The sequence below is a fragment of the Intestinirhabdus alba genome, from assembly GCF_009711095.1.
Taxonomy (GTDB): Bacteria; Pseudomonadota; Gammaproteobacteria; order Enterobacterales; family Enterobacteriaceae; genus Intestinirhabdus; species Intestinirhabdus alba.
Map to the genome: position 1 here is coordinate 173,729 of NZ_WMJZ01000002.1, position 25,466 is coordinate 199,194.

A 25,466-nucleotide genomic window follows, 5' to 3' on the forward strand; every position below is an offset into this window, starting at 1 on the left:
GTAAGAGAATAATGGCTATCGAAATCAAAGTGCCGGATATCGGAACCGATGAAGTTGAAATCACCGAGATTCTGGTCAAACCGGGCGATAAGGTTGAGGCTGAACAGTCGCTGATTACCGTAGAAGGCGACAAAGCCTCTATGGAAGTGCCCTCGCCGCAGGCGGGCATCGTTAAAGAGATCAAAGTCTCCGTTGGCGATAAAACCCAGACCGGCGCGCTAATCATGATTTTCGATTCCGCCGACGGTGCCGCTGATGCGGCACCTGCCAGGGCAGAAGAGAAAAAAGAAGCCGCTCCTGTAGCGGCGGCGAAAGACGTTCACGTGCCGGACATCGGCGGTGACGAAGTTGAAGTCACCGAGATCATGGTTAAGGTGGGCGACAGCGTGACGGCCGAGCAGTCGCTGATTACCGTGGAAGGTGACAAAGCCTCGATGGAAGTTCCGGCACCGTTCGCCGGCGTGGTGAAAGAGATTAAGGTCAATACCGGCGATAAAGTCTCCACCGGCTCGCTGATTATGATCTTCGACGTGGCGGACGAAGCCGGCGCAGCAGCACCGGCGAAAGCGGAAGCGGCTCCGGCTGCCGCAGCGGCACCCGCCGCCTCCGGCGTGAAAGAGGTTAACGTACCGGACATCGGCGGCGACGAAGTTGAAGTCACCGAAGTGATGGTAAAGGTGGGCGACAGCGTGGCGGCCGAGCAGTCGCTGATTACCGTAGAGGGCGATAAAGCCTCAATGGAAGTCCCGGCTCCGTTTGCCGGTACGGTTAAAGAGATCAAAATCAGCACCGGCGACAAAGTAAAAACCGGTTCGCTGATTATGGTCTTCGAAGTCGAAGGCGCTGCCCCGGCAGCCGCCCCGGCTAAACAGGCGGCGGCCGCCCCGGCTCCGGCGGCGAAAGCTGAAGCACCGGCCGCGCCGGCACCGAAGGCCGAGGGCAAATCTGAATTTGCCGAGAACGACGCTTACGTCCACGCGACTCCGCTGATTCGCCGCCTGGCGCGCGAGTTTGGCGTCGACCTGGCGAAGGTGAAAGGCTCCGGCCGTAAAGGCCGCATCCTGCGCGAAGACGTTCAGGCCTATGTGAAAGAGGCGATCAAACGCGCCGAGGCCGCTCCGGCCGCCGCCGCTGGCGGCGGTATTCCGGGGATGCTGCCGTGGCCGAAGGTGGACTTCAGCAAGTTTGGTGAAATCGAAGAAGTTGAGCTGGGGCGCATCCAGAAAATCTCCGGTGCGAACCTGAGCCGTAACTGGATAATGATCCCGCACGTTACCCACTTCGACAAAACCGATATCACCGACCTGGAGGCCTTCCGTAAGCAGCAGAACGCTGAGGCCGAGAAGCGCAAACTGGATGTGAAATACACCCCGGTTGTCTTCATCATGAAGGCGGTTGCCGCAGCCCTTGAGCAGATGCCGCGCTTTAACAGCTCGCTCTCTGAGGACGGTCAGCGCCTGACGCTGAAAAAATACATCAATATCGGCGTGGCGGTTGATACGCCAAACGGTCTGGTGGTTCCGGTCTTCAAAGATGTGAACAAAAAGAGCGTTACCGAGCTGTCCCGTGAGCTGACGACCATTTCTAAGAAAGCGCGTGATGGTAAACTGACCGCTGGCGAAATGCAGGGCGGCTGCTTTACGATCTCCAGCATCGGCGGCCTGGGCACCACCCACTTCGCGCCGATCGTCAACGCGCCGGAAGTGGCGATCCTCGGCGTGTCCAAATCCGCCATGGAGCCGGTGTGGAATGGTAAAGAGTTCGTACCGCGTCTGATGATGCCGATCTCTCTCTCCTTCGACCACCGGGTGATCGACGGTGCTGATGGTGCGCGCTTTATCACCATCATTAATACGATGCTGTCTGATATTCGCCGCCTGGTGATGTAAATAAAAAAGCCGGCCGAACGGCCGGCTTTTTGTCTGGTAACCTTATGATGTGGTTAGGGTTGCTAAGATAAAGAACCCTCGGCTGCCGTTTGTTGTTTCAAAATTGTTAACAGTTTTGTAAAATACGGACGAACAGAACGACCCGGCAAACGGTGGGCGGTTAGCTGCTCCGCATCGCCGGGAATAAATTACAGAGGTCATGATGAGTACTGAAATAAAAACTCAGGTCGTGGTACTTGGTGCAGGCCCCGCAGGTTACTCTGCAGCCTTCCGTTGCGCTGATTTAGGTCTGGAAACCGTCATCGTCGAACGTTACAGCACCCTTGGCGGTGTCTGCCTGAACGTCGGCTGTATCCCTTCAAAAGCGCTGCTGCACGTGGCGAAAGTTATCGAAGAGGCCAAAGCGCTGGCCGAGCACGGTATCGTTTTCGGCGAGCCGAAAACCGATATCGACAAGATCCGCACCTGGAAAGAGAAAGTCATCACTCAGCTCACCGGCGGTCTGTCGGGCATGGCGAAAGGCCGTAAGGTCAAAGTGGTTAACGGTCTGGGAAAATTCACCGGGGCCAACACCCTGGAAGTTGAAGGCGAAGGCGGCACAACCGTCATCAATTTTGACAACGCCATTATCGCGGCGGGTTCCCGTCCGATTCAGCTGCCGTTCATTCCCCACGACGATCCGCGCGTCTGGGATTCCACCGACGCGCTGGAGCTGAAGTCCGTACCGAAGCGTCTGCTGGTGATGGGCGGCGGCATCATCGGTCTGGAGATGGGCACCGTGTACCACGCGCTGGGTTCAGAAATTGACGTGGTTGAAATGTTCGACCAGGTGATCCCGGCGGCGGACAAAGACATTGTCAAGGTGTTCACCAAACGCATCGGTAAGAAGTTTAACCTGATGCTGGAAACCAAAGTGACCGCCGTCGAAGCGAAAGAGGACGGTATCTACGTCTCTATGGAAGGCAAAAAAGCGCCTGCCGAAGCGCAGCGTTATGACGCCGTGCTGGTGGCCATTGGCCGCGTGCCGAACGGTAAAAACCTCGACGCCGGCAGGGCGGGCGTTGAAGTGGACGATCGCGGCTTTATCCGCGTTGACAAACAGCTGCGCACCAACGTGCCGCACATCTTTGCCATCGGCGATATCGTTGGCCAGCCGATGCTGGCGCACAAGGGCGTTCACGAAGGGCACGTTGCCGCTGAGGTGATTGCCGGTAAGAAACACTACTTTGATCCGAAAGTGATCCCGTCCATCGCCTACACCGAACCAGAAGTTGCATGGGTCGGCCTGACGGAGAAAGAAGCGAAAGAGAAAGGCATCAGCTACGAGACGTCGACCTTCCCATGGGCGGCCTCCGGCCGCGCGATCGCTTCCGACTGCGCTGACGGTATAACCAAGCTGATCTTTGACAAAGAGTCTCACCGCATTATCGGCGGCGCGATCGTCGGCACTAACGGCGGCGAGCTGCTGGGCGAGATCGGCCTGGCCATCGAGATGGGCTGTGATGCAGAAGACATTGCGCTGACCATCCACGCGCACCCGACGCTGCATGAGTCCGTCGGCCTGGCCGCGGAAGTCTACGAAGGCAGCATCACCGACCTGCCAAACCCGAAGGCAAAGAAAAAGTAATTCAGGAGCGAATCCCGCTTTCTGACAGAACGGCTCTACGGAGCCGTTTTTTTACGGCGGTAGAAAACCCTGACGGAGTCCGTTGCGGCGCTGAAAGCAGACAATACCTCCGGCCGGCGGGGCGGAAGATAGCGAGCCGCCGCTGCGCTCCTGTTTAAATTGACGCCGTTTGGCTGAAAACGGGCAGGGCGGGAACGCTCCCGAAGAGGGCGTCCGTTCAGGCTAACGTCGGGGCAGAAATGCGCGTTCCGCTCTCCGCCCGGGCGGGGTCAACAGACGATAATTTGCTTCGCCCTGAAAACGCCCGCAACATTAGACCATGCTTAACGATTCAGCCACTTTTCTATGTTGCTTTTTTGTAAACACATTAACACCTCAATAAAATCCTGCTATTCTGCCGGTTGCGGTATCGGGCATTTACCCTACTAACTGCTGTCTCACAGGAGCGTGAAGAGAATCGCCTGCCGCACTATGACAATGAGAGCGAGGAGAACCGTCGTGCTAGAAGAATACCGTAAGCATCAGGCTTTACGTGCCGCCGAGGGGATTGTGCCCAAACCCTTAGATGCGACCCAAATGGCCGCGCTCGTCGAGCTGCTGAAAAATCCGCCCGCAGGCGAAGAAGCATTCCTGTCAGACCTGTTAGTCAACCGTGTTCCCCCCGGCGTCGATGAAGCCGCCTGGGTTAAGGCGGGCTTTCTTGCCGCCGTCGCCAAAGGCGAAACCTCATCCCCGCTGGTCAGCCCCGAAAAAGCCGTCGAACTGCTCGGCACTATGCAGGGCGGATATAACATTCACCCGCTGATCGACGCGCTGGACGATGACCGGCTGGCACCGCTTGCCGCTAAAGCGCTGTGCCATACCCTGCTGATGTTCGACAGCTTCTACGACGTGGTCGACAAAGCCAAAGCGGGCAACCGCTATGCGGAGCAGGTGCTGCGCTCCTGGGCCGACGCTGAGTGGTTCCTGAGCCGTCCGCCGCTGGCGGAGAAGCTGACCGTTACCGTTTTCAAGGTCACCGGCGAAACCAATACCGACGACCTGTCGCCGGCCCCTGATGCCTGGTCGCGCCCGGACATTCCGCTGCACGCCCTGGCCATGTTGAAAAACCCCCGTGAGGGCATCGATCCGGATAAGCCTGGCGCAGTTGGCCCAATCAGGCAGATCGAGGCGCTGCAGCAAAAAGGCTTTCCGCTGGCCTACGTCGGCGACGTGGTCGGCACCGGCTCCTCGCGTAAATCCGCCACCAACTCGGTGCTGTGGTTTATGGGCGACGATATTCCCAACGTACCGAACAAGCGCAGCGGCGGCCTGGTGCTCGGTGGCAAAATTGCCCCTATCTTCTTTAATACGATGGAAGACGCGGGCGCGCTGCCGGTGGAGGTGGATGTTTCCAACCTCAACATGGGCGACGTGATTGACGTTTACCCGTATAAAGGCGAAGTGCGCAGCCATGAAACCGGCGAGCTGCTGGCCAGCTTCACGCTGAAGACCGACGTGCTGATCGATGAAGTGCGCGCCGGCGGGCGTATCCCGCTGATTATCGGCCGCGGTCTGACCAGCAAAGCGCGTGAAGCGCTGGCGCTGCCGCCCAGCGACGTGTTCCGTCAGGTGAAGGACGTGGCGGAAAGCGCTCGCGGCTACTCGCTGGCGCAAAAGATGGTGGGTCGCGCCTGCGGCGTCGCCGGCGTGCGTCCCGGAGCCTACTGCGAGCCGAAGATGACCTCGGTAGGCTCGCAGGATACCACCGGCCCGATGACCCGCGACGAGCTGAAAGATCTGGCCTGCCTCGGCTTCTCCGCCGACCTGGTGATGCAGTCCTTCTGCCATACCGCGGCCTATCCGAAGCCGGTTGACGTCACCACGCACCATACCCTGCCGGACTTCATTATGAACCGCGGCGGCGTATCGCTGCGTCCGGGCGACGGCGTTATCCACTCCTGGCTGAACCGTATGCTGTTGCCGGACACCGTCGGCACCGGCGGTGATTCCCATACCCGCTTCCCCATCGGTATCTCTTTCCCGGCTGGCTCCGGTCTGGTGGCCTTTGCCGCCGCCACCGGCGTGATGCCACTGGACATGCCGGAGTCGGTGCTGGTGCGCTTTAAAGGCAAAATGCAGCCGGGGATCACCCTGCGCGATCTGGTACACGCGATCCCGCTGTACGCCATCAGGCAGGGGCTGCTCACCGTTGAGAAGAAAGGCAAGAAAAACATCTTCTCCGGCCGCATTCTGGAAATTGAAGGCCTGCCGGATCTGAAGGTGGAGCAGGCGTTCGAGCTGACCGACGCCTCCGCCGAGCGCTCTGCGGCCGGCTGCACCATCAAGCTGAACAAAGAGCCGATTAGCGAATACCTGAACTCCAATATTGTCCTGCTGAAGTGGATGATTGCGGAGGGCTACGGCGATCGCCGCACCCTGGAGCGCCGTATTCAGGGAATGGAAAAATGGCTGGCGGATCCGCAGCTGCTGGAAGCTGACGCCGATGCGGAATACGCGGCGGTGATCGACATCGATCTGGCCGATATTAAGGAGCCGATCCTCTGCGCGCCGAACGATCCGGACGACGCGCGCCTGCTCTCCGAGGTGCAGGGCCAGCGGATCGACGAAGTGTTTATTGGCTCCTGTATGACCAATATTGGCCACTTCCGGGCGGCGGGTAAGCTGCTGGACGCGCATCAGGGCCAGCTGCCGACCCGCCTGTGGGTGGCACCGCCGACCCGCATGGACGCCGCGCAGCTCACCGAAGAGGGCTACTACAGCGTATTTGGCAAGAGCGGCGCGCGTGTTGAAATTCCGGGCTGTTCCCTGTGCATGGGCAACCAGGCGCGGGTGGCGGACGGCGCAACGGTGGTTTCCACCTCGACCCGCAACTTCCCGAACCGCTTAGGCACCGGTGCCAACGTCTATCTGGCCTCGGCGGAGCTGGCGGCCGTGGCGGCGCTGACCGGTAAGCTGCCGACGCCGGAAGAGTATCAGAGCTTCATGGCCCAGGTGGATAAGAGCGCGATGGACACCTACCGTTATCTGAACTTCAACCAGCTTGCTCAGTACACCGAAAAAGCGGACGGCGTTATTTTCCAGACGGCGGTATAAACAGCAAAACCGTCTCCCCAGAGACGGTTGAGACTGATGACAAACCCCAGGCCGAACTCGTTCGGCCATAATCACCACAAAAATAAACAAGGAAAATCAATTCATTGATTTTCGGCTGCTAACCACGAAGAGGGAAAAACCACGTTTTTTCCCTCTTTGTCATCAACCTGAACCCTCTCCCCCAGAGACGGTTTTTTCTGTTTTGATCCTCTCCCGGTGGGGAAGGGGGCCAGATCGCAGGGGGTCACCCTCATCTTTTTTATTTCCATTCTTCCCGCCCCACACGCTTCTTTTCTTCCTCACTGCTGCGATAATTGCCGTAACGGCTTTGCAGAGGAAAACGCTATGGATTATGAATTTTTGCGTGATGTTACCGGACGGGTGCTGGTGCGTATGTCTATGGGCCATGAGGCGACAGGCCACTGGTTTAATGAAGAGGTAAAGACGAATCTGGCGCTGCTGGACGAAGTCGAACAGGCGGCGCGCGCCCTCAAAGGCAGCGAGCGCAGCTGGCAGCGGACGGGGCATGAATATACGCTCTGGATGGACGGTGAGGAGGTGATGATCCGCGCCAACCAGCTGGCGTTTACCGGCGACGAAATGGAGGACGGGATGAATTATTACGATGAAGAGAGCCTGTCCCTGTGCGGCGTGGAGGACTTTCTGCAGGTGGTGAAAGCATACAGAGAGTTTATGCAGCAATCCTGATCGGTTTCACTTCGACTGAATCGGGCGTCAGCGCCCGGTTTTTCTGCTTAAAAATGCTTCTTTGATTTTTATGGAGCCCGATCGGGGCCGTTACCCTGATGCGGATGCAGTCAGCGTAACGGCGATGGGTATTAAACGTTATATGCCTGGGATATTGCGCCCATAGTAAATTTCGCGCATCTCTTTCCACAGCGCAGCGGCAATCTCCTGGCGCTCCGCTTCCGTCAGATCTTCCGGTCTGGTATGGAACATATAGTGCTTAAGGTCGAACGCTTTCAGCAGCATTTTGGTGTGAAAAATATTCTCCTGATAGACGTTCACGTCCACCATGTCATACAGCGACTTGATATCCTTCGACATAAAGTTCTGGATGGAGTTGATCTCATGATCGATAAAGTGCTTCATGCCGTTGATATCGCGGGTAAAACCGCGAACCCGATAGTCGATGGTGACAATATCTGATTCCAGCTGATGAATCAGATAATTCAGCGCCTTCAGCGGTGATATAACGCCGCAGGTGGAGACCTCAATGTCGGCGCGGAAGGTGCACAGCCCTCCCTGCGGATGGCTTTCCGGGTAGGTATGTACGCAGATATGGCTTTTGTCGAGATGGGCAACCACGGCTTCCGGCAGCGGGCCGGGATGTTCGGTTTTGTCGATAAGCCGCGGGTCAACCGGCTCCTCGCTGACCAGAATGGTGACGCTGGCCCCCTGCGGCTCGTAGTCCTGGCGGGCGATATTGAGGATATTGGCACCGATAATCGAGCAGGTTTCCGACAAAATTTCGGTCAGGCGGTTGGCGTTGTAGAGTTCGTCAATATAGGCGATGTAACCATCGCGCTCTTCTGCGGTTTTGGCATAGCAGATATCGTAAATACAAAAACTCAGGCTTTTCGTCAGGTTGTTAAAGCCGTGCAGCTTAAGTTTTTTCAATTGAGTTCACCTCCTCAGAATTACCGTGCGGACAGCGCATCCTGCAGATATTGCGGTAGGGCAAACGCCGCGGTGTGGATAGCCGGGTTGTAGTAGCGACACTTCAGGCCGGACTTATGGAAACGCGCCTGAATAATCTCGCTGGAGAGCGCGCGCAGCGCCTGATTGTCCGTGGCCCAGGCGAAGGTCATAATGCCGCCGTAATAGGTGGGCACCGCGGCCTGGTAGAAGCTGACGTCAGCGAAGCTGCGGCTCAGCCTGCGGTAGCTGTTGAGCGCCTCGTCCTGCTGCAGAAAGCAGACGCCATTCTGCGCGACGAAAACGCCGCCGGGATTGAGACAGCGCCTGCAGCCCTCGTAAAACGCCGAGGTGAACAGGCTTTCGCCTGGACCGATAGGATCGGTGCAGTCGGAGATAATGACATCAAAGGTCCGGTGGGTCTGGCTGACGAAGTTGACGCCGTCGTCAATGACCAGCGTGAAGCGCGGATCGTCATAGCTGCCGGCGCTGTGGTTGGGTAAATACTGGCGACAGAACGCAACGACACCGGCGTCGATCTCCACCATAGTGATGGTTTCGATCTCTTTGTGCCGCGTTACTTCGCGCAGCATCGCTCCGTCGCCGCCGCCGATAATCAGCACGTGCCTCGCCCGGCCGTGCGCCAGCAGCGGAACGTGGGTCAGCATCTCATGATAGATAAACTCATCGCGTTCGGTGGTCTGCACCACGCCGTCCAGCGCCATAACGCGGCCAAAGGCGGCGTTTTCGAAGATGATCAGATCCTGAAGAGCGGTTTTTTCATGATACAGAACCTTGTCTACGGCAAAGTATTGCCCAAACTGATCGTGCAGCGTTTCATGCCACTGTGGATTTTTGGCCATCGGTTGTTACCTCCTTAGTTAACACCTCTATAAAAAGGCGCAGCGTCATAGCTAACAATGACCGCAGATGCACGGTCAATGTTTCATCAGTAAGGTAAAGGAATTATTTAACGTAGGCCAGCAGACTGAGAGAATCACGGGCCAGCGCCGTGCATTTCTTCGCCATCGGAATGCCGATGCCGCTCAGATCGCGGTAGCTGTCTTCGCCGAGGGACTTCATATCGAAGGCGTCGTAGTTGCTCAGATCCCAGCGGTTCTGCTGGGCGAAAAAAACCAGCGCGCGCCGGATCTGGCCGTTGGGCAGGTTCTGATAGCCGCAGTCGTTTTTCAGAAAAACAAAAACGGCCGTTAAGTCGGCCATATCTTCCGCTTCAGATTCGCTGAGCGCATAGCTGTTTGCGCATATGGCCAGCAGGCCGCCGAATAAAAGTGTGCTGAACAACGTCTTCATTGCTTCTACCACAGTGTAACGAGAATTAAACGTTAGCATACTGTGGGCAAGGCGACGACCTTTATTATTGCCTCGGGTGCGCTATGCAGCTCCCTGACGCCACGGGCAGGGTGGACTCCTCAAGCCGGCCCGCCGCCATGACCCACCGCGTCTGCGCCAGAAACTGTGTCTCTTGGGGCTCATGGGTAACCAGCAGGATCGTCACTCCGCGCCGCTGCAGGTTTTTTACCTTCTCCCATAGCTGGCGGCGGATATCCCAGTCCAGGCTGGAAAAGGGCTCGTCCAGCAGCAGCAGGCGGGGGCGTGAGATCATCGCCCTGGCTAACGCCGCCCGCTGCTGCTCGCCGCCGGAGATTTGCCGCGGATAGCGGTGCGCCAGGTGCGCGATACCCAGCTCGTCCAGGATTGCCATTTGCGCCCGTTTCGCCCTGGGCTGCCCGGCGGCGTACTGCGCCAGAGCCAGGTTTCCCGCCACCGTCAGGTACGGGAAAAGATATAACCGCTGGTTGAGATAGCGGCACGGGCGCTGCCAGGCGGGCACATTATCAATGCGGCGTCCGTCAATCGCGATATGTCCCTGACAGGGGATCGTTCCGGCGATGGCGTTCAGCAGCGTCGTTTTGCCGCTGCCCGACCGGCCGACGATGACGGTGCAACAGCCCTCCGCCGCATGAAAGCTCAGATCGCTGAAGGCCTGCGTGCTCAGGCGCTCAATGCGCAGCATGGGGAGTTTCCTTATCAAGGCGCTGCAGCTGGTGCAGCGCCAGCAGCAGGCTCCCTGCCAGCATAATGAGTAATAGCGCGCAGCCGATGGCGAGAGAAAAATCACCGCTGGCGATATTCAGATAGACGGCGACCGGCAGGGTTTCGGTTTTCAGGCGTATCGCCCCGGCCAGCATCAGCGTCGCGCCGAATTCTCCCAGCGCCCTGGCGAGGGCCAGCACGCAGCCTCCCAGCAGGGCGTGGCGACACAGCGGGATCTCCACCAGAAAGAGGGTGCGCAGCGGCGTCAGCCCCAGGTTCCAGGCGGTGTTGATATAAGCCTTATCGATTCCGGAGAAGGCCGCGCTGGCGGAGCGCAGAATAATGGCGCTCGCCACATAGGTTTGCGCGATCACCACGCCAAAGGGGGAAAACAGCAGCCCCGATAAGCCGGGCAGCACCGATGCCAGCGGCCCGCGCTGTCCAAGCAGCAGCAGCAGGCCGATGCCGACGATCAGCGGGGGCGTCACCAGCGGAATATCGAGCAGCGTATTGATAACGCCTTTGCCCCGGAAGGACATACGGGCCATCACCCAGCCTGCGGAAATGCCGATCGGCAGCGACAGCGTCAGGGAAAGCAGGGCGGTTCCCAACGAGAGCAAAACGGCAAAATGCAGCTCCGGATCGCCGAGAACCTGGATAAGCGTTGCCAGATCCAGTTCAAAGAGTAGCGATAAGAGCGAACCCAGCACCAGCGCCAGCAGCAGGCAGGGCGGCAGAAAAATCAGCTTAGACATCCGTGCACCTGTTGTGGAAGGTTATTTACTGACGGGCAGATAGCCCCTGTCCGTAAAGACCTTAATCGCCGGAGCCGCAGCAAAGTAGTCCGCCAGCAGGCGCGCCTCTTCGGGATGTTGGCTGCTCTGCAAAAGGGCCAGCGTCGCGATCTCTTGCGGAGTGCCGGCGGGCGTTGGCAGAATAACTAACGTATCGCTATTGTTTACGGCGTCTGTGCGACCAATAACGGCGGCGTCCACATCGCCGTTGAGCAGGTAAACGACCAGCTGTTTAATGGTGGCGGTTCTGACCACTACTTTTTCCCGCAGGGATTCTCCGTAGCCCGTAAGCGCCAGCAGCTTTTCACCGCTTTTCCCCAGCGCTATCGCCTTAGGATCGCCCATTCCGAGCTTCAGCTGGCTTTCGGCAAGCTGCGCAAAGGTGGTGATACCGGCGGCTTTATCTTTGCGAACCGCCATGACCGGCGTATGAAGCACGAGGGGAAAAGCGGCGCTGACCAGACCCTCCGCGCTGAGTTTATCCACGTAGTCAGCGGAGCCGGGCAGAAACAGATCGCCCCGCCGGGTGAGCTGAACGCGGGTGAGGATCTGCCCTGAGCCGCCGTATTCTACCGTGACGCGATGGCCGGTCTCTTTTTCAAAACGCGCGATAATTTCATCAACCGGCGCGCGCAGGCCGGCTCCCGCATAGAGATGTAAATCGGCGGCCGCGGCGAAAAGGCTACAGCAGAGGAGCAAACCGGTGAGAAGAGATTTTACGGGGATCATGAATATGTCCTTATACCCTAAATAATTCGAGTTGCATGAAGGCTGCCTGTGCGTTGGCTCTGGGCGAGCTACTGCTCGTCTCCTGCGTTTCAGGGGCTTCATCAGGAGCATCCCCTCTTACGCCAGGGTGCCGACCCGGCGCTCTCCAAAGCACTTTGGTTTTGTTATGTAACCCGAAGACTCCGGGAGACTCAGTTCCGCCAGCGCGGCGGGCGACTGGCCCCGACGTCGCCCACCTTCCGGTTACAAAATCGATATATACTGTGTTATATAACCATGTTCAAATCCGCCCCTCTTTTTCTGTTCGCAAAAATGTGATGACGATCGGCAATTTTTGCAGCCAGCGGCGGTTCATTGGCTACCGCTTCGCCAAATCAGAGAGATAAACAATGGTTTGCTATTAAAAATGCTGTGCCGGAGAAGTTCTGAAAGGGAGGTTTATTTCAGATTAAGCTGCCGTAATAAAGTAAATTCTCCCGTTTTTTTTGCCTGCTTATATCACGTTAAATGGAACTGACTTTTTTTATACCAGGCCAATCATAAATCATAGTTGTTTCCATTTTTTATCTATTTGACTGTAGTAAGAAACTTCGTTAAACAGTTGCATGAGAAGCCTGTCTATAAAATTTCTGTGTTATGGAGCAACGATGAAAATATCCACCACTATTATCTCTATTCCTCTTGCCATGATGCTTTGTGCAATTGCTTTTTCCGTTACTTCGCTCTCAATGGCGGATAAGACGGCTACCGCGCTACAAGTTTCTTCTGACATGAGTAACCAAACCAATAAAATTAACGAGATCAGATACAACTTATCTATGATGCGCGGGAGCATCAATACCCTTGATGCCGATATCGAGGCCTCAAGAAAACCAACGCAAAAATATATCGATGACTACCAGCGTAGACGAAAGCTGACCGAACAGGCACTCCTGGAGTTGGATCAGCTGCATAATACCCGTTATGACGACATCATTGACCGCTCTCAGGCGCTGATAAAAATTTATGACTTTTCCATGTCACAAATATTGAACCTGCAGAATGCCACCACCTCTACCAGCTCGAAATTATCTGAAATTACTAACCTTATCAGGGAGGAAATAGGTAAGGCTGAACGCGAAAGAATTGATTTTATTAATGGTGCTGAGCGCGCCGTATTTACATTGAAGATATTTGCCTTTATTTTTGTTCTTCTCTCGCTGTGCCTGTTTGGTTTCTCGTTGTATATTGCCAAAGCGAAAATTGTCCGCCGCCTTAACGCGCTTGCAGTAGATATTGGCAGAATCAGTAAAGGCGACCTGAGCAAAAAGTTAACCAACTTCGAGAAAAATGAAATTGGTGATATCTTTTCCCACGTGGAAGCGATGCGCCAGTCGCTGGTCACCATGATCTCTACCATCAAAGGAAACGTTTATACCATCGGCAACAGCTCCTCTGAGCTGACAACGGGCAATAACGATCTCTCGTCCCGCACCGAGGAGCAGGCCTCGGCGCTGCAGGAGACGGCGGCCAGCATGGAGCAGATAAAGATTACCGTTGAAAACAATACGGATAACGCGAAGCAGGCCAACGTGCTGGCCGCTGACGCCAGGCGAGCCGCGAATAACGGCGCGGAGGTGATGAAAAATGCGATTGCCTCAATGGAAAGAATTGAAAAGAGCGCCAGCCAGATCGCTGAGATCACGGATGTGATTAACGGCATCGCCAGCCAGACCAATATTCTGGCCTTAAACGCCGCGGTGGAGGCCGCGCGTGCCGGCGAGCAGGGGCGCGGTTTTGCGGTAGTCTCATCAGAGGTCCGTAGCCTGGCGGCGCGAAGCGCGGAGGCGGCAAAAGAGATCAATAATATTATTCGCACCTCGGTTGATGAGATCGAGCTGGGAACCGGGCTGGTGAATGAAGCGGGAGACGGAATGCAAAATATCGTGCAGTACGTGACCCAGTTCAGCGATCTGATGCAGGAGATCTCCCTGGCGTCAGAAGAGCAGAAAACCGGTATAGGGCAGGTCGCCGTGGCGATTAACCAGATGGACTCCACCACCCAACAAAACGCGGCGCTGGTGGAGCAGGCCGCCGCCGCGACCGCCAGCCTGGACGATCAGGCAAGGCATCTTAACCAGATGATCGCCGTCTTTAATACAGAAGAGGTGGATGAAGAAGAGTCTTCGTTTCCCTCCTTCGTCAGAAGACCGGAGGAAATAACGGCGTAAGCTTCACCAGAAGAGGGCGGCCCGGCGCGGGAATTCGTCAGCGTAGGGGCGGCTTCCCGGGCGTCTGAACGTTTATACCCGTCATACTTCAAGTTGCCTGTGCGTTGGCTACGGGTTACTCGTCTCATCCATGAGACTCGCCCTGGCGGGCCGCCGCTGGGCGGCGTTCAAATCTGCTCCGGGCAGATTTGTCACTCACCCCGGTCACATAGTTCGCTATGCTCCCGGGGATTCGCTCGCTTGCCGCCTTCATGCAACTCGAATTATTTAGGGTACATACCCGTCATACTTCAAGTTGCATGTGCGTTGGCTTTATTCGGCCCTGCGGCCTCACCCCTTCGGGGCCAGCCCTGAGGCTGTGCAAAACGCGCTGCGTTTTGTCCTGCAGCTCGAATTATTTAGGGTATATACTCCTCTGACGCTCAGGGGCTAACGGACTCCTTTATTTTATCAGGAGGCGCATAAGGTTCCCGCCTTAGCCTGCGCTATCCGGCAGGCTGAGTCAGAAGGAACCGGCCTCTGCCTTACCTGCCAGGCTGTGTCCCTTAACCGTTCGTGAGCGTCGCTGGCGGCCATTCAGGTCCGGGGCAAGGCGCGAGCCGTGAGGTCTGGTTATTCCAGATGCGCTGCGAGCAACGCGGCAGCGGGCCTGAATGGCCCCAGCCCTGCGGGACGCAAACCAGAAGCGCGTACTCTGCGTTGTCGGGCTTGAACGTCGTTCACTACGTCCTGCGCCCTCCGCCTTGATTACGCGCTTCTGGCTCAGCGTCGACGCCACGCCCGGTTAAGGGACACAGCCTAAAATAAGGAAGTGCTTATGCTACGACGTGATTTCCTGAAATATTCCGCGGCGCTCGGCGCTGCGCTGGCGCTGCCGCCGTGGAGCCGGGCCGCTCTGGCGGCCGAGCCCCCTCCGCTGCCCGTTCCTGAACTGCTTACCCGTGATTCACAAAACCGCCTGCGGCTTACCGTCCAGGCCGGCCACACCCGCTTTGGCGGAAAAGCGGCCGCCACCTGGGGCTACAACGGTAGCCTGTCAGGCCCGGCGCTGAAGCTGCGGCGGGGAGAAACCGTCACCGTCGCCATTCATAACCAGCTTGCTGAAGAGACGACCCTGCACTGGCATGGCCTGGAGGTGCCGGGCGAGGTGGACGGCGGCCCGCAGGGGATTATTCCGCCGGGCGGCACGCGCACCGTTACCTTTACCGTCGATCAGCGGGCGGCCACCTGCTGGTTCCATCCGCATCTGCATGGGAAGACCGGACGTCAGGTGGCGATGGGGCTGGCGGGGCTGGTGCTGGTCGAAGATACGGAAATCCGCCAGCTGCCGCTGCCGGGGCGGTGGGGCATTGATGACGTGCCGGTTATTGTTCAGGATCGGCGGTTCAGCGCCGACGGCCAGATTGACTATCAGCTGGATGCCATGACCGCTGCCGTCGGCTGGTTCGGCGACACCCTGCTGACGAACGGGGCGATCTATCCCCGGCATGCCGCTCCGCGCGGCTGGCTGCGCCTGCGCCTGCTTAACGGCTGCAACGCGCGCTCGCTCAATTTTGCAACCAGCGACCGGCGGCCGCTGTACGTTATCGCCAGCGACGGCGGGCTGCTGGCGGAGCCGGTGAAGCTTGAAGCGCTGCCGATGCTGACGGGAGAGCGTTTTGAAGTGCTGGTAAACGTCAGTGACGGCAGGCCGTTCGATCTGCTGACCCTGCCGGTCAGCCAGATGGGAATGACCCTTGCGCCGTTTGATAAGCCGCACCCGGTGATGCGTATTCAGCCGGTAGGGGTGGGTTCTTCCGGTGCCCTGCCGGATACCCTGACGACGCTGCCCGCGCTGCCGTCGCTGGAAGGGCTGACCGAACGGAGACTTCAGCTCTCAATGGACCCGATGCTCGATATGGTGGGTATGCAGCTTCTGCGGCAAAAATATGGCGATCGGGCGATGGCCGGGATGGAGCATGGCGGGATGAACCACGGCAGCATGGGCAATATGCATCATGGCGACGGCGCGTTTGATTTCCACAATGCCAATAAGATCAATGATAAAGCTTTCGATATGCAGCAGCCGATGTTCGCGGCGGAACGGGGCAAACCGGAGCGCTGGGTGATTTCCGGCGAGGGCGATATGATGCTGCACCCGTTCCATATTCACGGTACGCAGTTTCGCATTCTGCGGGAAAACGGCCAGGCTCCGGCGGCGCACCGCGCGGGCTGGAAGGATACGGTACGGGTGGAGGGCGGCGTCAGCGAGGTGCTGGTGAAGTTTAACCACCCGGCACCGAAAGAGCACGCCTATATGGCCCACTGCCATCTGCTGGAGCATGAGGATACGGGGATGATGCTGGGATTCACCGTATAAAAAATGCCGGACGGCGGTTGCGCCGTCCGTGTTCAGAGTGCCCGCGACAATGACGCCTGGTGGGCAAGTCTTAGTCGGTCAGGCGAAGGCGGCCTTACTGTCGCTTCAGTTTTTTCAGTTTGGTAAAGAGCTGCCGTCCACGATCTGACAATATAAAAACGCCTGCGGAGTAGGGCAGGCGTTTTTTGTCAGACGATTACCTGGCGTCGTCCGGCAGGGCGTAAGCAACGATATAGTCGCCCATCTTTGTACCAAACGAGCCGTGGCCGCCTGCGGAAACCACCACGTACTGTTTACCGTTCACCTCATAGGTCATTGGCGTCGCCTGGCCGCCCGCTGGCAGACGTCCCTGCCACAGCTTTTCGCCGTTGCTCATGTTGTAGGCGCGCAGGTAGTTATCGGCGGTGGCGGCGATAAACAGCACGTTGCCGGCGGTGGAAATCGGCCCGCCGAGCATCGGCATCCCCAGCCTGAACGGCACGGGTATCGGCATCGCAAACGGCAGGCTATCCTGGGGGGTGCCGATGCGTTTTTTCCACACCACTTTATGCGTTTTCAGATCCAGCGCGGAGATGTAGCCCCAGGCTGGCTGCTTGCACGGCAGGCCAAACGGCGACAGGAACGGGTTCAGCGTGACGCCGTACGGCACGCCGTACTGGGGCTGGATGCCCGCTTCGGTTCCGGTGCCGGTGGCGTCTTTCGGCTGCTCCATCGGATTGCCCGGCCCGCGGGGGATAAGCCTGGAGACAAAGGGCAGCGCCATCGGGTTGGCGATTGCCACCTGGCGATGCGGGTCGACGGAGATGCCGCCCCATTCGAACATGCCGAGGTTGCCGGGGAACACCAGCGTGCCCTGCTCGGAGGGCGGGGTGAAGATCCCCTCATAGCGCAGCTGGTGGAACATCACCCGGCAGACCAGCTGGTCAAACATCGTCGCGCCCCACATATCCGCGCCGGACAGCTTTTTCTGCGGGCGGAAGCTCAGTTCAGAAAACGGCTGGGTTTTGCTGACGTAGTCGCCTTTGGCGGCACCCTGTGGCACCGGCGTTTCCGGCGCGGGCACGATCGGCTGGCCGTTACGCCGGTCCAGCACAAAGATGTTGCCGGTCTTCGCCGGGGCGTAGATCGCCGGAACGGTCTGCCCGTTCACGGTAATATCCGCCAGCGTTGGCTGAGAGGGCATATCCATGTCCCAGAGATCGTGGTGAACCGTCTGGTAGCTCCAGGCCAGCCTGCCGGTGGTGGCGTTCAGCGCCAGAATCGAGCTGGCGTAGCGCTCCTGCTCCGGCGTGCGGTGTCCGCCCCAGATATCCGGCGTGCTCACGCCCATTGGCAGATAGACCAGATCCCGCTGCGCGTCATAGGCCGCCGGTGCCCAGGAGTTCGGCGAATTAAAGGTGAAGGTGTGCTCGTCGGACGGGATGGCGTTCGGCTCTTTGGCCCCCGGATCGAAGGCCCACAGCAGCCTGCCGGTATTGACGTCAAAGCCGCGGATAACCCCGGAAGTTTCGCGGGTGGAGAAGTTATCGGTCACTGAACCGGCGATCACGATGGTTTTATCGGTGACGATGGGCGGCGAGGTCGGCTCATAAAGCCCCGGCGTGGTGTCCGGCATATTGCTCTGTAGATTGAGCACACCTCCGCTGGCGAAGGTTTCGCACAGCCTGCCGGTGTCGGCGTTCAGCGCGATAAGGCGGCCGTCGTTAACCGGTAGCAGGATGCGGCGCGGACAGTCGGCCATCACCTCCGGCGAGGCGGTATCAGCCTTCGCCTCATGATAAGAGACTCCGCGGCAGGTCACATGCTGGAAGGATTCGTTGGTCTTCAACTGTGGATCGTAGTGCCATTTCTCTTTGCCGGTCGCCGCGTCGAGGGCAAACAGACGCTGGTGGGCGGAGCAGAGATAAAGCGTTTCGCCTACCTTAATCGGGGTGACCTCGTTGGTCAGCTCGCCCGGATCGTTTGGCTGTTTCAAATCGCCGGTGCGGAAGACCCATGCCTCCTTCAGATTGTGGACGTTATCCGCGTTAATTTGCCTGAGGGGAGAATAGCGCTGGCCCTCCTGATTGCGGCCGTAGGCGGGCCAGTCGCCGTCGGCGATCTGAGAGATGGCCGCCGCAGGGCTGGCGTCGGTTCGCAGGGTGCCGTTAATCTCCTGCGGATCGTTGAACCCGGCCCAGGTCAACATGCCGCCGCCGATCAGCAGCGCCGCCAGCAGCCCGGCGACGGCACCGCGGGAAGGGACGCGCAGACGATGCCAGACGAAGGGCAGGATGAGCCAGATGCCGAAGAAAATCAGAACGTCGCAGCGCGGCGTCAGCGCCCAGAAGTCGAAGCCGACCTCCCGGACGCCCCAAATCATCGTGGCGAGGAGCAGGACGGCATACAGCCATAGCGCGGAGCGCCGGCCGCGCCACAGCAGCACCGCCACGCCGAGCATTACCAGCCCGGCGATGGGGTAGTACCAGGAGCCGCCGACGGCCACCAGCCAGCCGCCGCCGATAAGCAGATAAAGCCCGCAGAGGGCGGCGAAGAGCGCCGTCAGCGCCACGAGCAGCCGTGGCGATGGTGAATGTTTTTCAGCCATAAAAGGATTCCATCCTGACCGGTTAATTTTTTAATCGCAGTTAATTATAGGTAGGCGTTGTGTGAGGATGATCACAAAATGAACTTTACTAACAGATGCCGCCAATAAATGTTTTTGCTGGTATACTGCGTGCCTTGCGCTTCAGCGCCCGCTTATTATGACCGGGCATGAGGTGCTTTGTTTTTTAAATCATATGGTTATAGACATGAAACATACTGTAGAAGTCATGATCCCCGAAGCGGAGATCAAAGCGCGTATTGCCGAACTGGGTCGTCAGATTACTGAACACTATAAAGACAGCGGCAGTGATATGGTGCTGGTCGGTCTGCTGCGCGGATCGTTTATGTTTATGGCGGATCTGTGCCGGGAAGTGCAGGTGTCTCATGAAGTCGATTTTATGACCGCTTCCAGCTACGGCAGCGGGATGTCCAGCACTCGCGACGTGAAAATCCTCAAGGATCTGGATGAAGATATCCGCGGGAAGGATGTGCTGATTGTGGAGGATATTATCGACTCCGGCAATACGCTGTCGAAGGTGCGTGAAATACTCAGCCTGCGCGGGCCGAAGTCGCTGGCGATCTGCACCCTGCTGGATAAACCCTCCCGCCGGGAGGTGAATGTGCCGGTTGAGTTTGTCGGCTTTTCTATTCCGGATGAGTTCGTGGTCGGCTACGGTATCGACTACGCCCAGCGCTATCGCCATCTGCCGTACGTTGGCAAAGTGGTTATGCTGGACGAGTAGGACGGGTAGCCCGGCGGCGCGGCCTGCCGGGCCTGCAGAACGGCACGTCGGGTGCCGCGTTACTTATGGTTGATGTGCTTCAGGCCGATGCCGGAAACGCCCTGGCGATAGCGCTGCTCCAGGGTGTCTCGACTGGTGGCGGTGACCTCCAGATCGCGCAGCAGGCCGTCGTGGATGCCGTAGGCCCAGCCGTGGATCGTCACCTTCTGGCCGCGCTTCCAGGCAGACTGCATGATGGTTGAGTGGCCCAGGTTGTAGACCTGCTCCATCACGTTCAGCTCGCACAGGGTGTCCATGCGGCGCTCCTGGGGCATTTCGCTGAGCAGGTCGCTATGTTTGAACCAGATATCGCGGATGTGCAGCAGCCAGTTATTGATTAGCCCCAGCTCCGGGTTTTCTACCGCCGCCTGCACGCCGCCGCATCCGTAGTGGCCGCAGATGATAATATGCTCAACCTCCAGCACGTCAACCGCATACTGCACCACGGAGAGGCAGTTCAGGTCGGTATGAATTACCAGGTTAGCGACGTTGCGGTGAACAAAAAGCTCGCCGGGTTCCAGGCCGGTTAAGCGTTCAGCGGGAACGCGGCTGTCGGAACAGCCAATCCACAGGAAACGCGGTTTCTGCGCGTGTGCCAGCTTCTCAAAAAAACCGGGATCCTCTTCCACCAGCATTTTTGACCATAGTGCATTGTTGCTGATGAGTGTATCTATGTCTTTCATGGAGGTTAACGACCTGTAACCAAATAAGTGCGTTGGGCTAATATAGGGCAACTTCCACATTATTTAAACCATATATACCCTAAATAATTCGGGTTACAGGAAGGCGGCAAGCGAGCGAATCCCCGGGAGCATAGCGAACTATGTGACCGGGGTGAGTGAGCGTAGCCAACGCACATGTAACTTGAAGTATGACGGGTATAGAGTGCAAGAACGTAAGGTAAGTAAAAAACTATGACCATTGCTCTGGAACTTCAGGAACTTAGAAAGACCTATCCGGGGGGCGTACAGGCGCTACGGGGGATAAATTTACAGGTTGAAGCCGGTGATTTCTATGCGCTGCTTGGGCCTAACGGAGCCGGGAAATCCACCACCATTGGCATCATCAGCTCGCTGGTGAATAAAACCTCCGGGCGGGTCAGCGTTTTTGGCTACGATCTTGAAAAGGACGTGGTTAACGCCAAGCGCCAGCTGGGGCTGGTGCCCCAGGAGTTTAACTTTAACCCGTTCGAAACCGTCCAGCAGATCGTGGTCAATCAGGCGGGCTACTACGGAGTGGAGCGCAAAGAGGCGGTAACGCGCAGCGAAAAGTATCTTAAGCAGCTCGATCTGTGGGAAAAACGCAAAGAACGCGCGCGGATGCTCTCCGGCGGCATGAAGCGCCGCCTGATGATCGCCCGCGCCCTGATGCACGAGCCAAAGCTGCTGATCCTCGATGAGCCGACCGCCGGCGTCGATATTGAACTTCGCCGCTCTATGTGGGGGTTTTTGAAGGATTTAAACGACAAAGGCACCACCATCATTCTGACGACGCACTATCTGGAAGAGGCGGAGATGCTGTGCCGCAATATCGGCATTATTCAACACGGCGAGCTGGTGGAAAACACCTCCATGAAAAGCCTGCTCTCCAAGCTGAAATCCGAAACCTTTATTCTGGATTTAGCGCCTAAAAGCCCGCTGCCGAAGCTGGAAGGTTATCAGTATCGCCTGGTGGACACCTCTACGCTGGAGGTGGAAGTGCTGCGCGAGCAGGGGGTGAACAGCGTCTTCAGCCAGCTGAGCGCCCAGGGCATTCAGGTGCTCAGTATGCGTAACAAGGCCAATCGCCTGGAAGAGCTGTTCGTTTCACTGGTTCATGAAAAACAAGGAGATCGCCCATGATGCAGCTTTACTGGGTCGCGCTGAAAAGTATCTGGGCGAAAGAGATCCACCGCTTTATGCGCATCTGGATCCAGACGCTGGTGCCGCCCGTCATTACCATGACGCTCTATTTTATTATTTTCGGCAACCTGATCGGTTCGCGGATCGGGGAGATGCACGGCTTCAGCTATATGCAGTTTATCGTGCCGGGGCTGATTATGATGGCGGTGATTACCAACGCTTACGCCAACGTCGCCTCGTCGTTCTTCAGCGCCAAGTTTCAGCGCAATATTGAAGAGCTGCTGGTGGCACCGGTGCCGACGCACGTGGTTATCGCCGGTTTTGTCGGCGGCGGCGTGGCGCGCGGCCTGTGCGTGGGCATCCTGGTAACGGCGATCTCCCTGTTCTTTGTGCCGTTTCAGGTTCACTCATGGACCTTCGTCGCGCTGACGCTGATCCTGACGGCGGTGCTCTTCTCGCTGGCTGGCCTGCTCAACGCGGTGTTCGCGAAAACCTTCGACGACATTAGCCTGATCCCGACCTTTGTGCTGACGCCGCTGACCTACCTCGGCGGGGTGTTTTACTCCCTAACGCTGCTGCCGCCGTTCTGGCAGGGTCTGTCGCACCTGAACCCGATCGTCTATATGATAAGCGGCTTCCGCTACGGTTTTCTCGGCATTCATGACGTGCCGCTGGTTACCACTTTCGGCGTGCTGCTGGTGTTTATCGTCGGCTTTTATCTGCTGTGCTGGTATCTGATTCAGCGCGGTCGCGGACTGCGTAGCTGATACGATTTTTCCCGGCGCTGACGCCGGGAAAAGGACTTTTGACGATTATCACCCTTCGTTGGTGATTACCCTGATAAACTACTCGCCTGCTAACAACCTGGTTCGAAAAAAGGGAGCGCGCCCCCGCCCCTGAACCTGACGCGCTACGCTCGCCCTGACGGGGTGTAAAACGCTAACGTAAGGTGTCGGGCGCTGTCCGGATTCACGATGGTGGGCAACGTCGCCCGGATAGAGCAGACGCTAAGGAGGTAGGTTATGTTGGGTTGGGTCATTACCTGTCATGACGATCGGGCTGAGGCGCTGCTGGAGCGTCTGCAAAAGAGACACGGGCCGCAGGCGCAGTGCCGGGCGGTCAATTTCTGGTGCGGGCTGAGCGCCAATATGCTGAGCCGGATGCTGTGCGACGCGCTGCATGAAACGAACTCCGGCGACGGGGTGATTTTTTTAACCGATACCACCGGGGCCACGCCCTGGCGCGTGGCGTCGCTGCAGAGCCATAAACATCCCCAATGCGAGGTGATTTCCGGTATTAGCTATTCGCTGCTGGAAGAGATGCTCCCCTGGCGGAAGTCGATGAGCAGCGAAGCGTTTCGCGAGCGGATCGTGACGCTGGGCGCGCCGGAAACCACCAGCCTCTGGCACCAGCAGCAGAAGCATCCCCCCTTTGTGTTATTACATGACCGGCATGAGTAGCCGGGCGTGACGTCGACGCTGAGCCGGAAGCAGGCCGGGCCAGAGGGATAACCCGGCTGGCCGGCGACAAGAAAAGACAGACGGGGAAGGGGCGGATCGTCAGGCGGCCGATGGGCCATCGGCCGCGGGGAGGACGGCGTCAGGCAACCTGAACCGGAATCGCCTTTGCGGTGCGCTTCATGTGGTTATCGCCTTCAAAATAGGCCACTCTGGGCCGCCAGCTGCGCGCCTCTTCGTCGCTCATGGTGACGAAGCTGGCGATAATCACGATATCGCCAACGGCCGCGCAGTGCGCCGCCGCGCCGTTGACCGAGATGATTTTTGAACCGCGCTCGGCGGCAATCGCATAGGTGGAGAAACGCTTGCCGTTGCTCACGTTCCAGATATCAATCGCCTCATTTTCCAGGATACCGGCCGCGTCGAGGAAATCCTGGTCGATGGCGCAGGAGCCTTCGTAGTGCAGGTCCGCCTGGGTCACTTTTACGCGGTGCAGTTTACCCTGCAGCATCGTGCGAATCATAGGATCTACCTTTACTTTATTCTTCAGGCCGCCTGCGGGTTACATCGCCAGGGCAGCCTGAAGGTTGAGCATATTAACGAACCAGGCGCATCTGGCCTGATACAGGACATTTCCCGGGCAGTATTGCCCGGTTTTTAAGCCCTGTCTACGGCGTTAATGTAACGATCTGATTATCGATCAGACGCGCCTGGCCCAGCCAGGCGGCGATCAGGATCACCGCCCGGCGGCTGGTGTCGGTAAGTTCCAGCAGGGTATCCGCATCGCGGATTTGGATATCATCAGCACGGAACCCCTTTTCATTCAGCGCCTGGCCGGCGAGGGCGACGATCTCTTGCAGATCGCGCTCGCCCGCGAGGAGTTTTTCGCCGATCTCGCTCATCACCTTGTGCAGGCCCGGCGCGATTTTACGCTGCTCTGCGGTCAGGTAGCCGTTGCGCGAGCTGAGGGCCAGGCCATCTTTCGCGCGTACGATCGGTACGCCGACGATCTCAATGTCGTAGCCCATATCGGCCACCATTTTGCGGATCAGCGCCAGCTGCTGAAAATCTTTCTCCCCAAAACAGGCGATATCCGGCTGCACCAGGTTGAACAGTTTGCTGACGATGGTGGCGACGCCGCGGAAGTGGCCCGGACGGCTGGCCCCCTCCAGCATGGTGGACAGCCCCGGCACCTCGACCCAGGTCTGGCCTTCGGCCCCCTGCGGATAGATCTCTTCCGCCACGGGTGCGAAAACGATCTCCACTTTGCGCCTGTTCAGCTTTTCGCAGTCTTCCTGCAGGGTGCGCGGATAGCGTACCAGGTCGTCCGGGCGATCGAACTGCATCGGGTTGACGAAAATGCTGACCACCACCACGTCGGCGCGGGCTTTGGCCTCGTCCACCAGCTTCATATGGCCATCGTGCAGGTTGCCCATGGTTGGCACCAGCGCAATGCGTTTACCTTCCTGACGCGCTCTTCGGATGTGCTGGCGCAGCAGCGGCAGGGTTTCAATAATTAGCACAACGACACTCCTTAATGGAAACTGTGTTCATCGTCCGGCCAGACGCCGGATTCAACGTCCGCAATATACTGCCGTACGGCGGCGCGCATGTCGCCTGCCTGGCTCAGGAAATTTTTGCTAAATGAGGGAGTATGCCCGCCGGTAATGCCGAAGGCGTCGTGCATCACCAGAATCTGACCGTCCGTCACGTTCCCCGCGCCGATGCCGATGACCGGAATGGACAGCGCGTCGGTCACCTGTTTTGCCAGCGCCACCGGCACGCACTCCAGCACCAGCAGCTGCGCCCCCGCCGCCTCCAGCGCCAGCGCATCGTCGAGCAGCCCCTGACCGGCGTCGCCGCGCCCCTGGACCTTATAGCCGCCGAAGATATTGACCGACTGCGGCGTCAGCCCCAGGTGGCCGCACACCGGCACCGCGCGATCGGTCAGCATTTTTACCGTCTGCGTCAGCCAGCCGCCGCCTTCGATCTTGACCATATTGGCTCCGGCGCGCATGACCACGGCCGCGTTCTCAAACGCCTGCTCCGGCGTGGCGCAGGCCATAAACGGCAGGTCGGCGAGCAGCAGGGCGTGGGGCGCGCCGCTGCGGACGGCGCGGGTATGGTAGGCGATGTCGTCAACGGTGACCGGCAGCGTGGAGTCGTGCCCCTGAACCGTCATGCCCAGCGAGTCGCCCACCAGCATCACCTTAATGCCTTCGTCGGCGAACAGTTTTGCAAAGCTGTAATCATAGGCGGTAAGGGTGGCGAAGCGTTTGCTCTCCCGCTTATATTTCTGCAGCAGCGAGATGGTGGTCGGTTTCATAGCGTTTCCTGAAGGTGTTCCTGTAAACTCCGGCATTTTGGCAGTCAACCCCG

At 58.2% G+C, this 25,466-nt stretch carries 21 protein-coding genes; 10 read left to right on the top strand and 11 right to left on the bottom strand.

The genetic code is table 11. The features are described 5' to 3' along the window. Positions 1–11 precede the first annotated feature (11 nt). The 4 genes from aceF (at position 12) to yacL (ending at position 7,320) form a co-directional block, all read left to right on the top strand. Positions 12–1,889 (top strand): pyruvate dehydrogenase complex dihydrolipoyllysine-residue acetyltransferase, encoded by a 1,878-nt coding sequence (gene aceF / locus GJV78_RS02415; RefSeq protein ID WP_155106819.1) that lies wholly within the window; start codon positions 12–14, stop codon positions 1,887–1,889. A gap of 202 nt (positions 1,890–2,091) precedes the next feature. Beyond that, positions 2,092–3,516, top strand: coding sequence for a dihydrolipoyl dehydrogenase (gene lpdA / locus GJV78_RS02420; protein ID WP_155106820.1), 1,425 nt, complete (start codon positions 2,092–2,094; stop codon positions 3,514–3,516). Between the two features lie 498 nt (positions 3,517–4,014). Next, positions 4,015–6,612, top strand: a complete 2,598-nt coding sequence (gene acnB, locus GJV78_RS02425; RefSeq protein ID WP_167519327.1) for a bifunctional aconitate hydratase 2/2-methylisocitrate dehydratase — start codon at positions 4,015–4,017, stop codon at positions 6,610–6,612. 345 nt (positions 6,613–6,957) lie between these two features. After that, the gene (gene yacL / locus GJV78_RS02430) at positions 6,958–7,320 is read left to right on the top strand and encodes a protein YacL (RefSeq protein WP_155106822.1); all 363 of its coding nucleotides are present in this window, start codon (positions 6,958–6,960) and stop codon (positions 7,318–7,320) included. A gap of 138 nt (positions 7,321–7,458) precedes the next feature. Here the strand turns inward: yacL and speD are convergent, their stop codons facing one another. The 6 genes from speD to modA form a co-directional block, all read right to left on the bottom strand. Continuing rightward, positions 7,459–8,253 (bottom strand): adenosylmethionine decarboxylase, encoded by a 795-nt coding sequence (gene speD, locus GJV78_RS02435; RefSeq protein WP_155106823.1) that lies wholly within the window; start codon positions 8,251–8,253, stop codon positions 7,459–7,461. Between the two features lie 20 nt (positions 8,254–8,273). Next, positions 8,274–9,134 carry a polyamine aminopropyltransferase gene (gene speE / locus GJV78_RS02440; RefSeq protein ID WP_155106824.1) on the bottom strand — a complete coding sequence of 287 codons (861 nt, stop codon included), beginning with the start codon at positions 9,132–9,134 and terminating at the stop codon, positions 8,274–8,276. Positions 9,135–9,237: 103 nt separating this feature from the next. Beyond that, positions 9,238–9,585, bottom strand: coding sequence for a YacC family pilotin-like protein (locus GJV78_RS02445; protein ID WP_155106825.1), 348 nt, complete (start codon positions 9,583–9,585; stop codon positions 9,238–9,240). Between the two features lie 64 nt (positions 9,586–9,649). Beyond that, the gene (locus GJV78_RS02450; RefSeq protein ID WP_155106826.1) at positions 9,650–10,309 is read right to left on the bottom strand and encodes an ABC transporter ATP-binding protein; all 660 of its coding nucleotides are present in this window, start codon (positions 10,307–10,309) and stop codon (positions 9,650–9,652) included. Further along, entirely contained in the window at positions 10,296–11,084 is a 789-nt protein-coding gene (locus GJV78_RS02455) for an ABC transporter permease (protein WP_155106827.1), read from the bottom strand. Before GJV78_RS02455 ends, GJV78_RS02450 begins: the two co-directional genes overlap by 14 nt. A 21-nt stretch (positions 11,085–11,105) precedes the next feature. Then, the gene (modA, locus tag GJV78_RS02460; RefSeq protein ID WP_155106828.1) at positions 11,106–11,852 is read right to left on the bottom strand and encodes a molybdate ABC transporter substrate-binding protein; all 747 of its coding nucleotides are present in this window, start codon (positions 11,850–11,852) and stop codon (positions 11,106–11,108) included. A gap of 647 nt (positions 11,853–12,499) precedes the next feature. Here modA and GJV78_RS02465 point away from each other — a divergent pair. Both GJV78_RS02465 and cueO read left to right on the top strand, forming a co-directional pair. Further along, positions 12,500–14,062 (top strand): methyl-accepting chemotaxis protein, encoded by a 1,563-nt coding sequence (locus tag GJV78_RS02465; protein ID WP_209439222.1) that lies wholly within the window; start codon positions 12,500–12,502, stop codon positions 14,060–14,062. Positions 14,063–14,879: 817 nt separating this feature from the next. Further along, positions 14,880–16,421: a multicopper oxidase CueO gene (gene cueO / locus GJV78_RS02470; protein ID WP_155106830.1), complete on the top strand. Its 1,542-nt coding sequence runs from the start codon at positions 14,880–14,882 to the stop codon at positions 16,419–16,421. A gap of 196 nt (positions 16,422–16,617) precedes the next feature. Here the strand turns inward: cueO and GJV78_RS02475 are convergent, their stop codons facing one another. After that, entirely contained in the window at positions 16,618–19,008 is a 2,391-nt protein-coding gene (locus GJV78_RS02475; RefSeq protein WP_155106831.1) for a glucose/quinate/shikimate family membrane-bound PQQ-dependent dehydrogenase, read from the bottom strand. A 205-nt stretch (positions 19,009–19,213) separates the two neighbouring features. On the opposite strand from GJV78_RS02475, the gene hpt reads away from it, so the two are divergent. Further along, the gene (gene hpt / locus GJV78_RS02480) at positions 19,214–19,750 is read left to right on the top strand and encodes a hypoxanthine phosphoribosyltransferase (RefSeq protein WP_155106832.1); all 537 of its coding nucleotides are present in this window, start codon (positions 19,214–19,216) and stop codon (positions 19,748–19,750) included. A 59-nt stretch (positions 19,751–19,809) separates the two neighbouring features. Here hpt and can read toward each other — a convergent pair whose 3' ends face one another. Beyond that, complete coding sequence (can, locus tag GJV78_RS02485; RefSeq protein ID WP_155106833.1) at positions 19,810–20,472, bottom strand: carbonate dehydratase; 663 nt, start codon at positions 20,470–20,472, stop codon at positions 19,810–19,812. A gap of 231 nt (positions 20,473–20,703) precedes the next feature. Here can and GJV78_RS02490 point away from each other — a divergent pair, with 231 nt between their 5' ends. The 3 genes from GJV78_RS02490 (at position 20,704) to GJV78_RS02500 (ending at position 23,090) form a co-directional block, all read left to right on the top strand. After that, the gene (locus GJV78_RS02490) at positions 20,704–21,630 is read left to right on the top strand and encodes an ABC transporter ATP-binding protein (RefSeq protein WP_155106834.1); all 927 of its coding nucleotides are present in this window, start codon (positions 20,704–20,706) and stop codon (positions 21,628–21,630) included. Beyond that, positions 21,627–22,397 carry an ABC transporter permease gene (locus GJV78_RS02495; RefSeq protein ID WP_155106835.1) on the top strand — a complete coding sequence of 257 codons (771 nt, stop codon included), beginning with the start codon at positions 21,627–21,629 and terminating at the stop codon, positions 22,395–22,397. The genes GJV78_RS02490 and GJV78_RS02495 overlap by 4 nt, the downstream gene beginning before the upstream one ends. 255 nt (positions 22,398–22,652) lie before the next feature. Next, positions 22,653–23,090: a PTS sugar transporter subunit IIA gene (locus GJV78_RS02500; protein ID WP_155106836.1), complete on the top strand. Its 438-nt coding sequence runs from the start codon at positions 22,653–22,655 to the stop codon at positions 23,088–23,090. Positions 23,091–23,229: 139 nt separating this feature from the next. Here the strand turns inward: GJV78_RS02500 and panD are convergent, their stop codons facing one another. The 3 genes from panD to panB form a co-directional block, all read right to left on the bottom strand. Further along, positions 23,230–23,610 carry an aspartate 1-decarboxylase gene (gene panD / locus GJV78_RS02505; protein ID WP_155106837.1) on the bottom strand — a complete coding sequence of 127 codons (381 nt, stop codon included), beginning with the start codon at positions 23,608–23,610 and terminating at the stop codon, positions 23,230–23,232. A 145-nt stretch (positions 23,611–23,755) separates the two neighbouring features. After that, a complete protein-coding gene (gene panC, locus GJV78_RS02510; protein ID WP_167519329.1) occupies positions 23,756–24,610 on the bottom strand; it encodes a pantoate--beta-alanine ligase in 855 nt (284 codons plus the stop codon). A gap of 11 nt (positions 24,611–24,621) precedes the next feature. Next, positions 24,622–25,413: a 3-methyl-2-oxobutanoate hydroxymethyltransferase gene (gene panB / locus GJV78_RS02515; RefSeq protein ID WP_155106838.1), complete on the bottom strand. Its 792-nt coding sequence runs from the start codon at positions 25,411–25,413 to the stop codon at positions 24,622–24,624. Between the last annotated feature and the right edge of the window lie 53 nt (positions 25,414–25,466).

Coding starts and splice junctions, on each gene's coding strand:
- aceF (WP_155106819.1), top strand. CDS start 12: ATGGCTATCGAAATCAAAGTGCCGGATATCGGAACCGATGAAGTTGAA.
- lpdA (WP_155106820.1), top strand. CDS start 2,092: ATGAGTACTGAAATAAAAACTCAGGTCGTGGTACTTGGTGCAGGCCCC.
- yacL (WP_155106822.1), top strand. CDS start 6,958: ATGGATTATGAATTTTTGCGTGATGTTACCGGACGGGTGCTGGTGCGT.
- speE (WP_155106824.1), bottom strand. CDS start 9,134: ATGGCCAAAAATCCACAGTGGCATGAAACGCTGCACGATCAGTTTGGG.
- GJV78_RS02445 (WP_155106825.1), bottom strand. CDS start 9,585: ATGAAGACGTTGTTCAGCACACTTTTATTCGGCGGCCTGCTGGCCATA.
- GJV78_RS02450 (WP_155106826.1), bottom strand. CDS start 10,309: ATGCTGCGCATTGAGCGCCTGAGCACGCAGGCCTTCAGCGATCTGAGC.
- GJV78_RS02455 (WP_155106827.1), bottom strand. CDS start 11,084: ATGTCTAAGCTGATTTTTCTGCCGCCCTGCCTGCTGCTGGCGCTGGTG.
- modA (WP_155106828.1), bottom strand. CDS start 11,852: ATGATCCCCGTAAAATCTCTTCTCACCGGTTTGCTCCTCTGCTGTAGC.
- GJV78_RS02465 (WP_209439222.1), top strand. CDS start 12,500: ATGAAAATATCCACCACTATTATCTCTATTCCTCTTGCCATGATGCTT.
- cueO (WP_155106830.1), top strand. CDS start 14,880: ATGCTACGACGTGATTTCCTGAAATATTCCGCGGCGCTCGGCGCTGCG.
- GJV78_RS02475 (WP_155106831.1), bottom strand. CDS start 19,008: ATGGCTGAAAAACATTCACCATCGCCACGGCTGCTCGTGGCGCTGACG.
- hpt (WP_155106832.1), top strand. CDS start 19,214: ATGAAACATACTGTAGAAGTCATGATCCCCGAAGCGGAGATCAAAGCG.
- can (WP_155106833.1), bottom strand. CDS start 20,472: ATGAAAGACATAGATACACTCATCAGCAACAATGCACTATGGTCAAAA.
- GJV78_RS02490 (WP_155106834.1), top strand. CDS start 20,704: ATGACCATTGCTCTGGAACTTCAGGAACTTAGAAAGACCTATCCGGGG.
- GJV78_RS02495 (WP_155106835.1), top strand. CDS start 21,627: ATGATGCAGCTTTACTGGGTCGCGCTGAAAAGTATCTGGGCGAAAGAG.
- GJV78_RS02500 (WP_155106836.1), top strand. CDS start 22,653: ATGTTGGGTTGGGTCATTACCTGTCATGACGATCGGGCTGAGGCGCTG.
- panD (WP_155106837.1), bottom strand. CDS start 23,610: ATGATTCGCACGATGCTGCAGGGTAAACTGCACCGCGTAAAAGTGACC.
- panB (WP_155106838.1), bottom strand. CDS start 25,413: ATGAAACCGACCACCATCTCGCTGCTGCAGAAATATAAGCGGGAGAGC.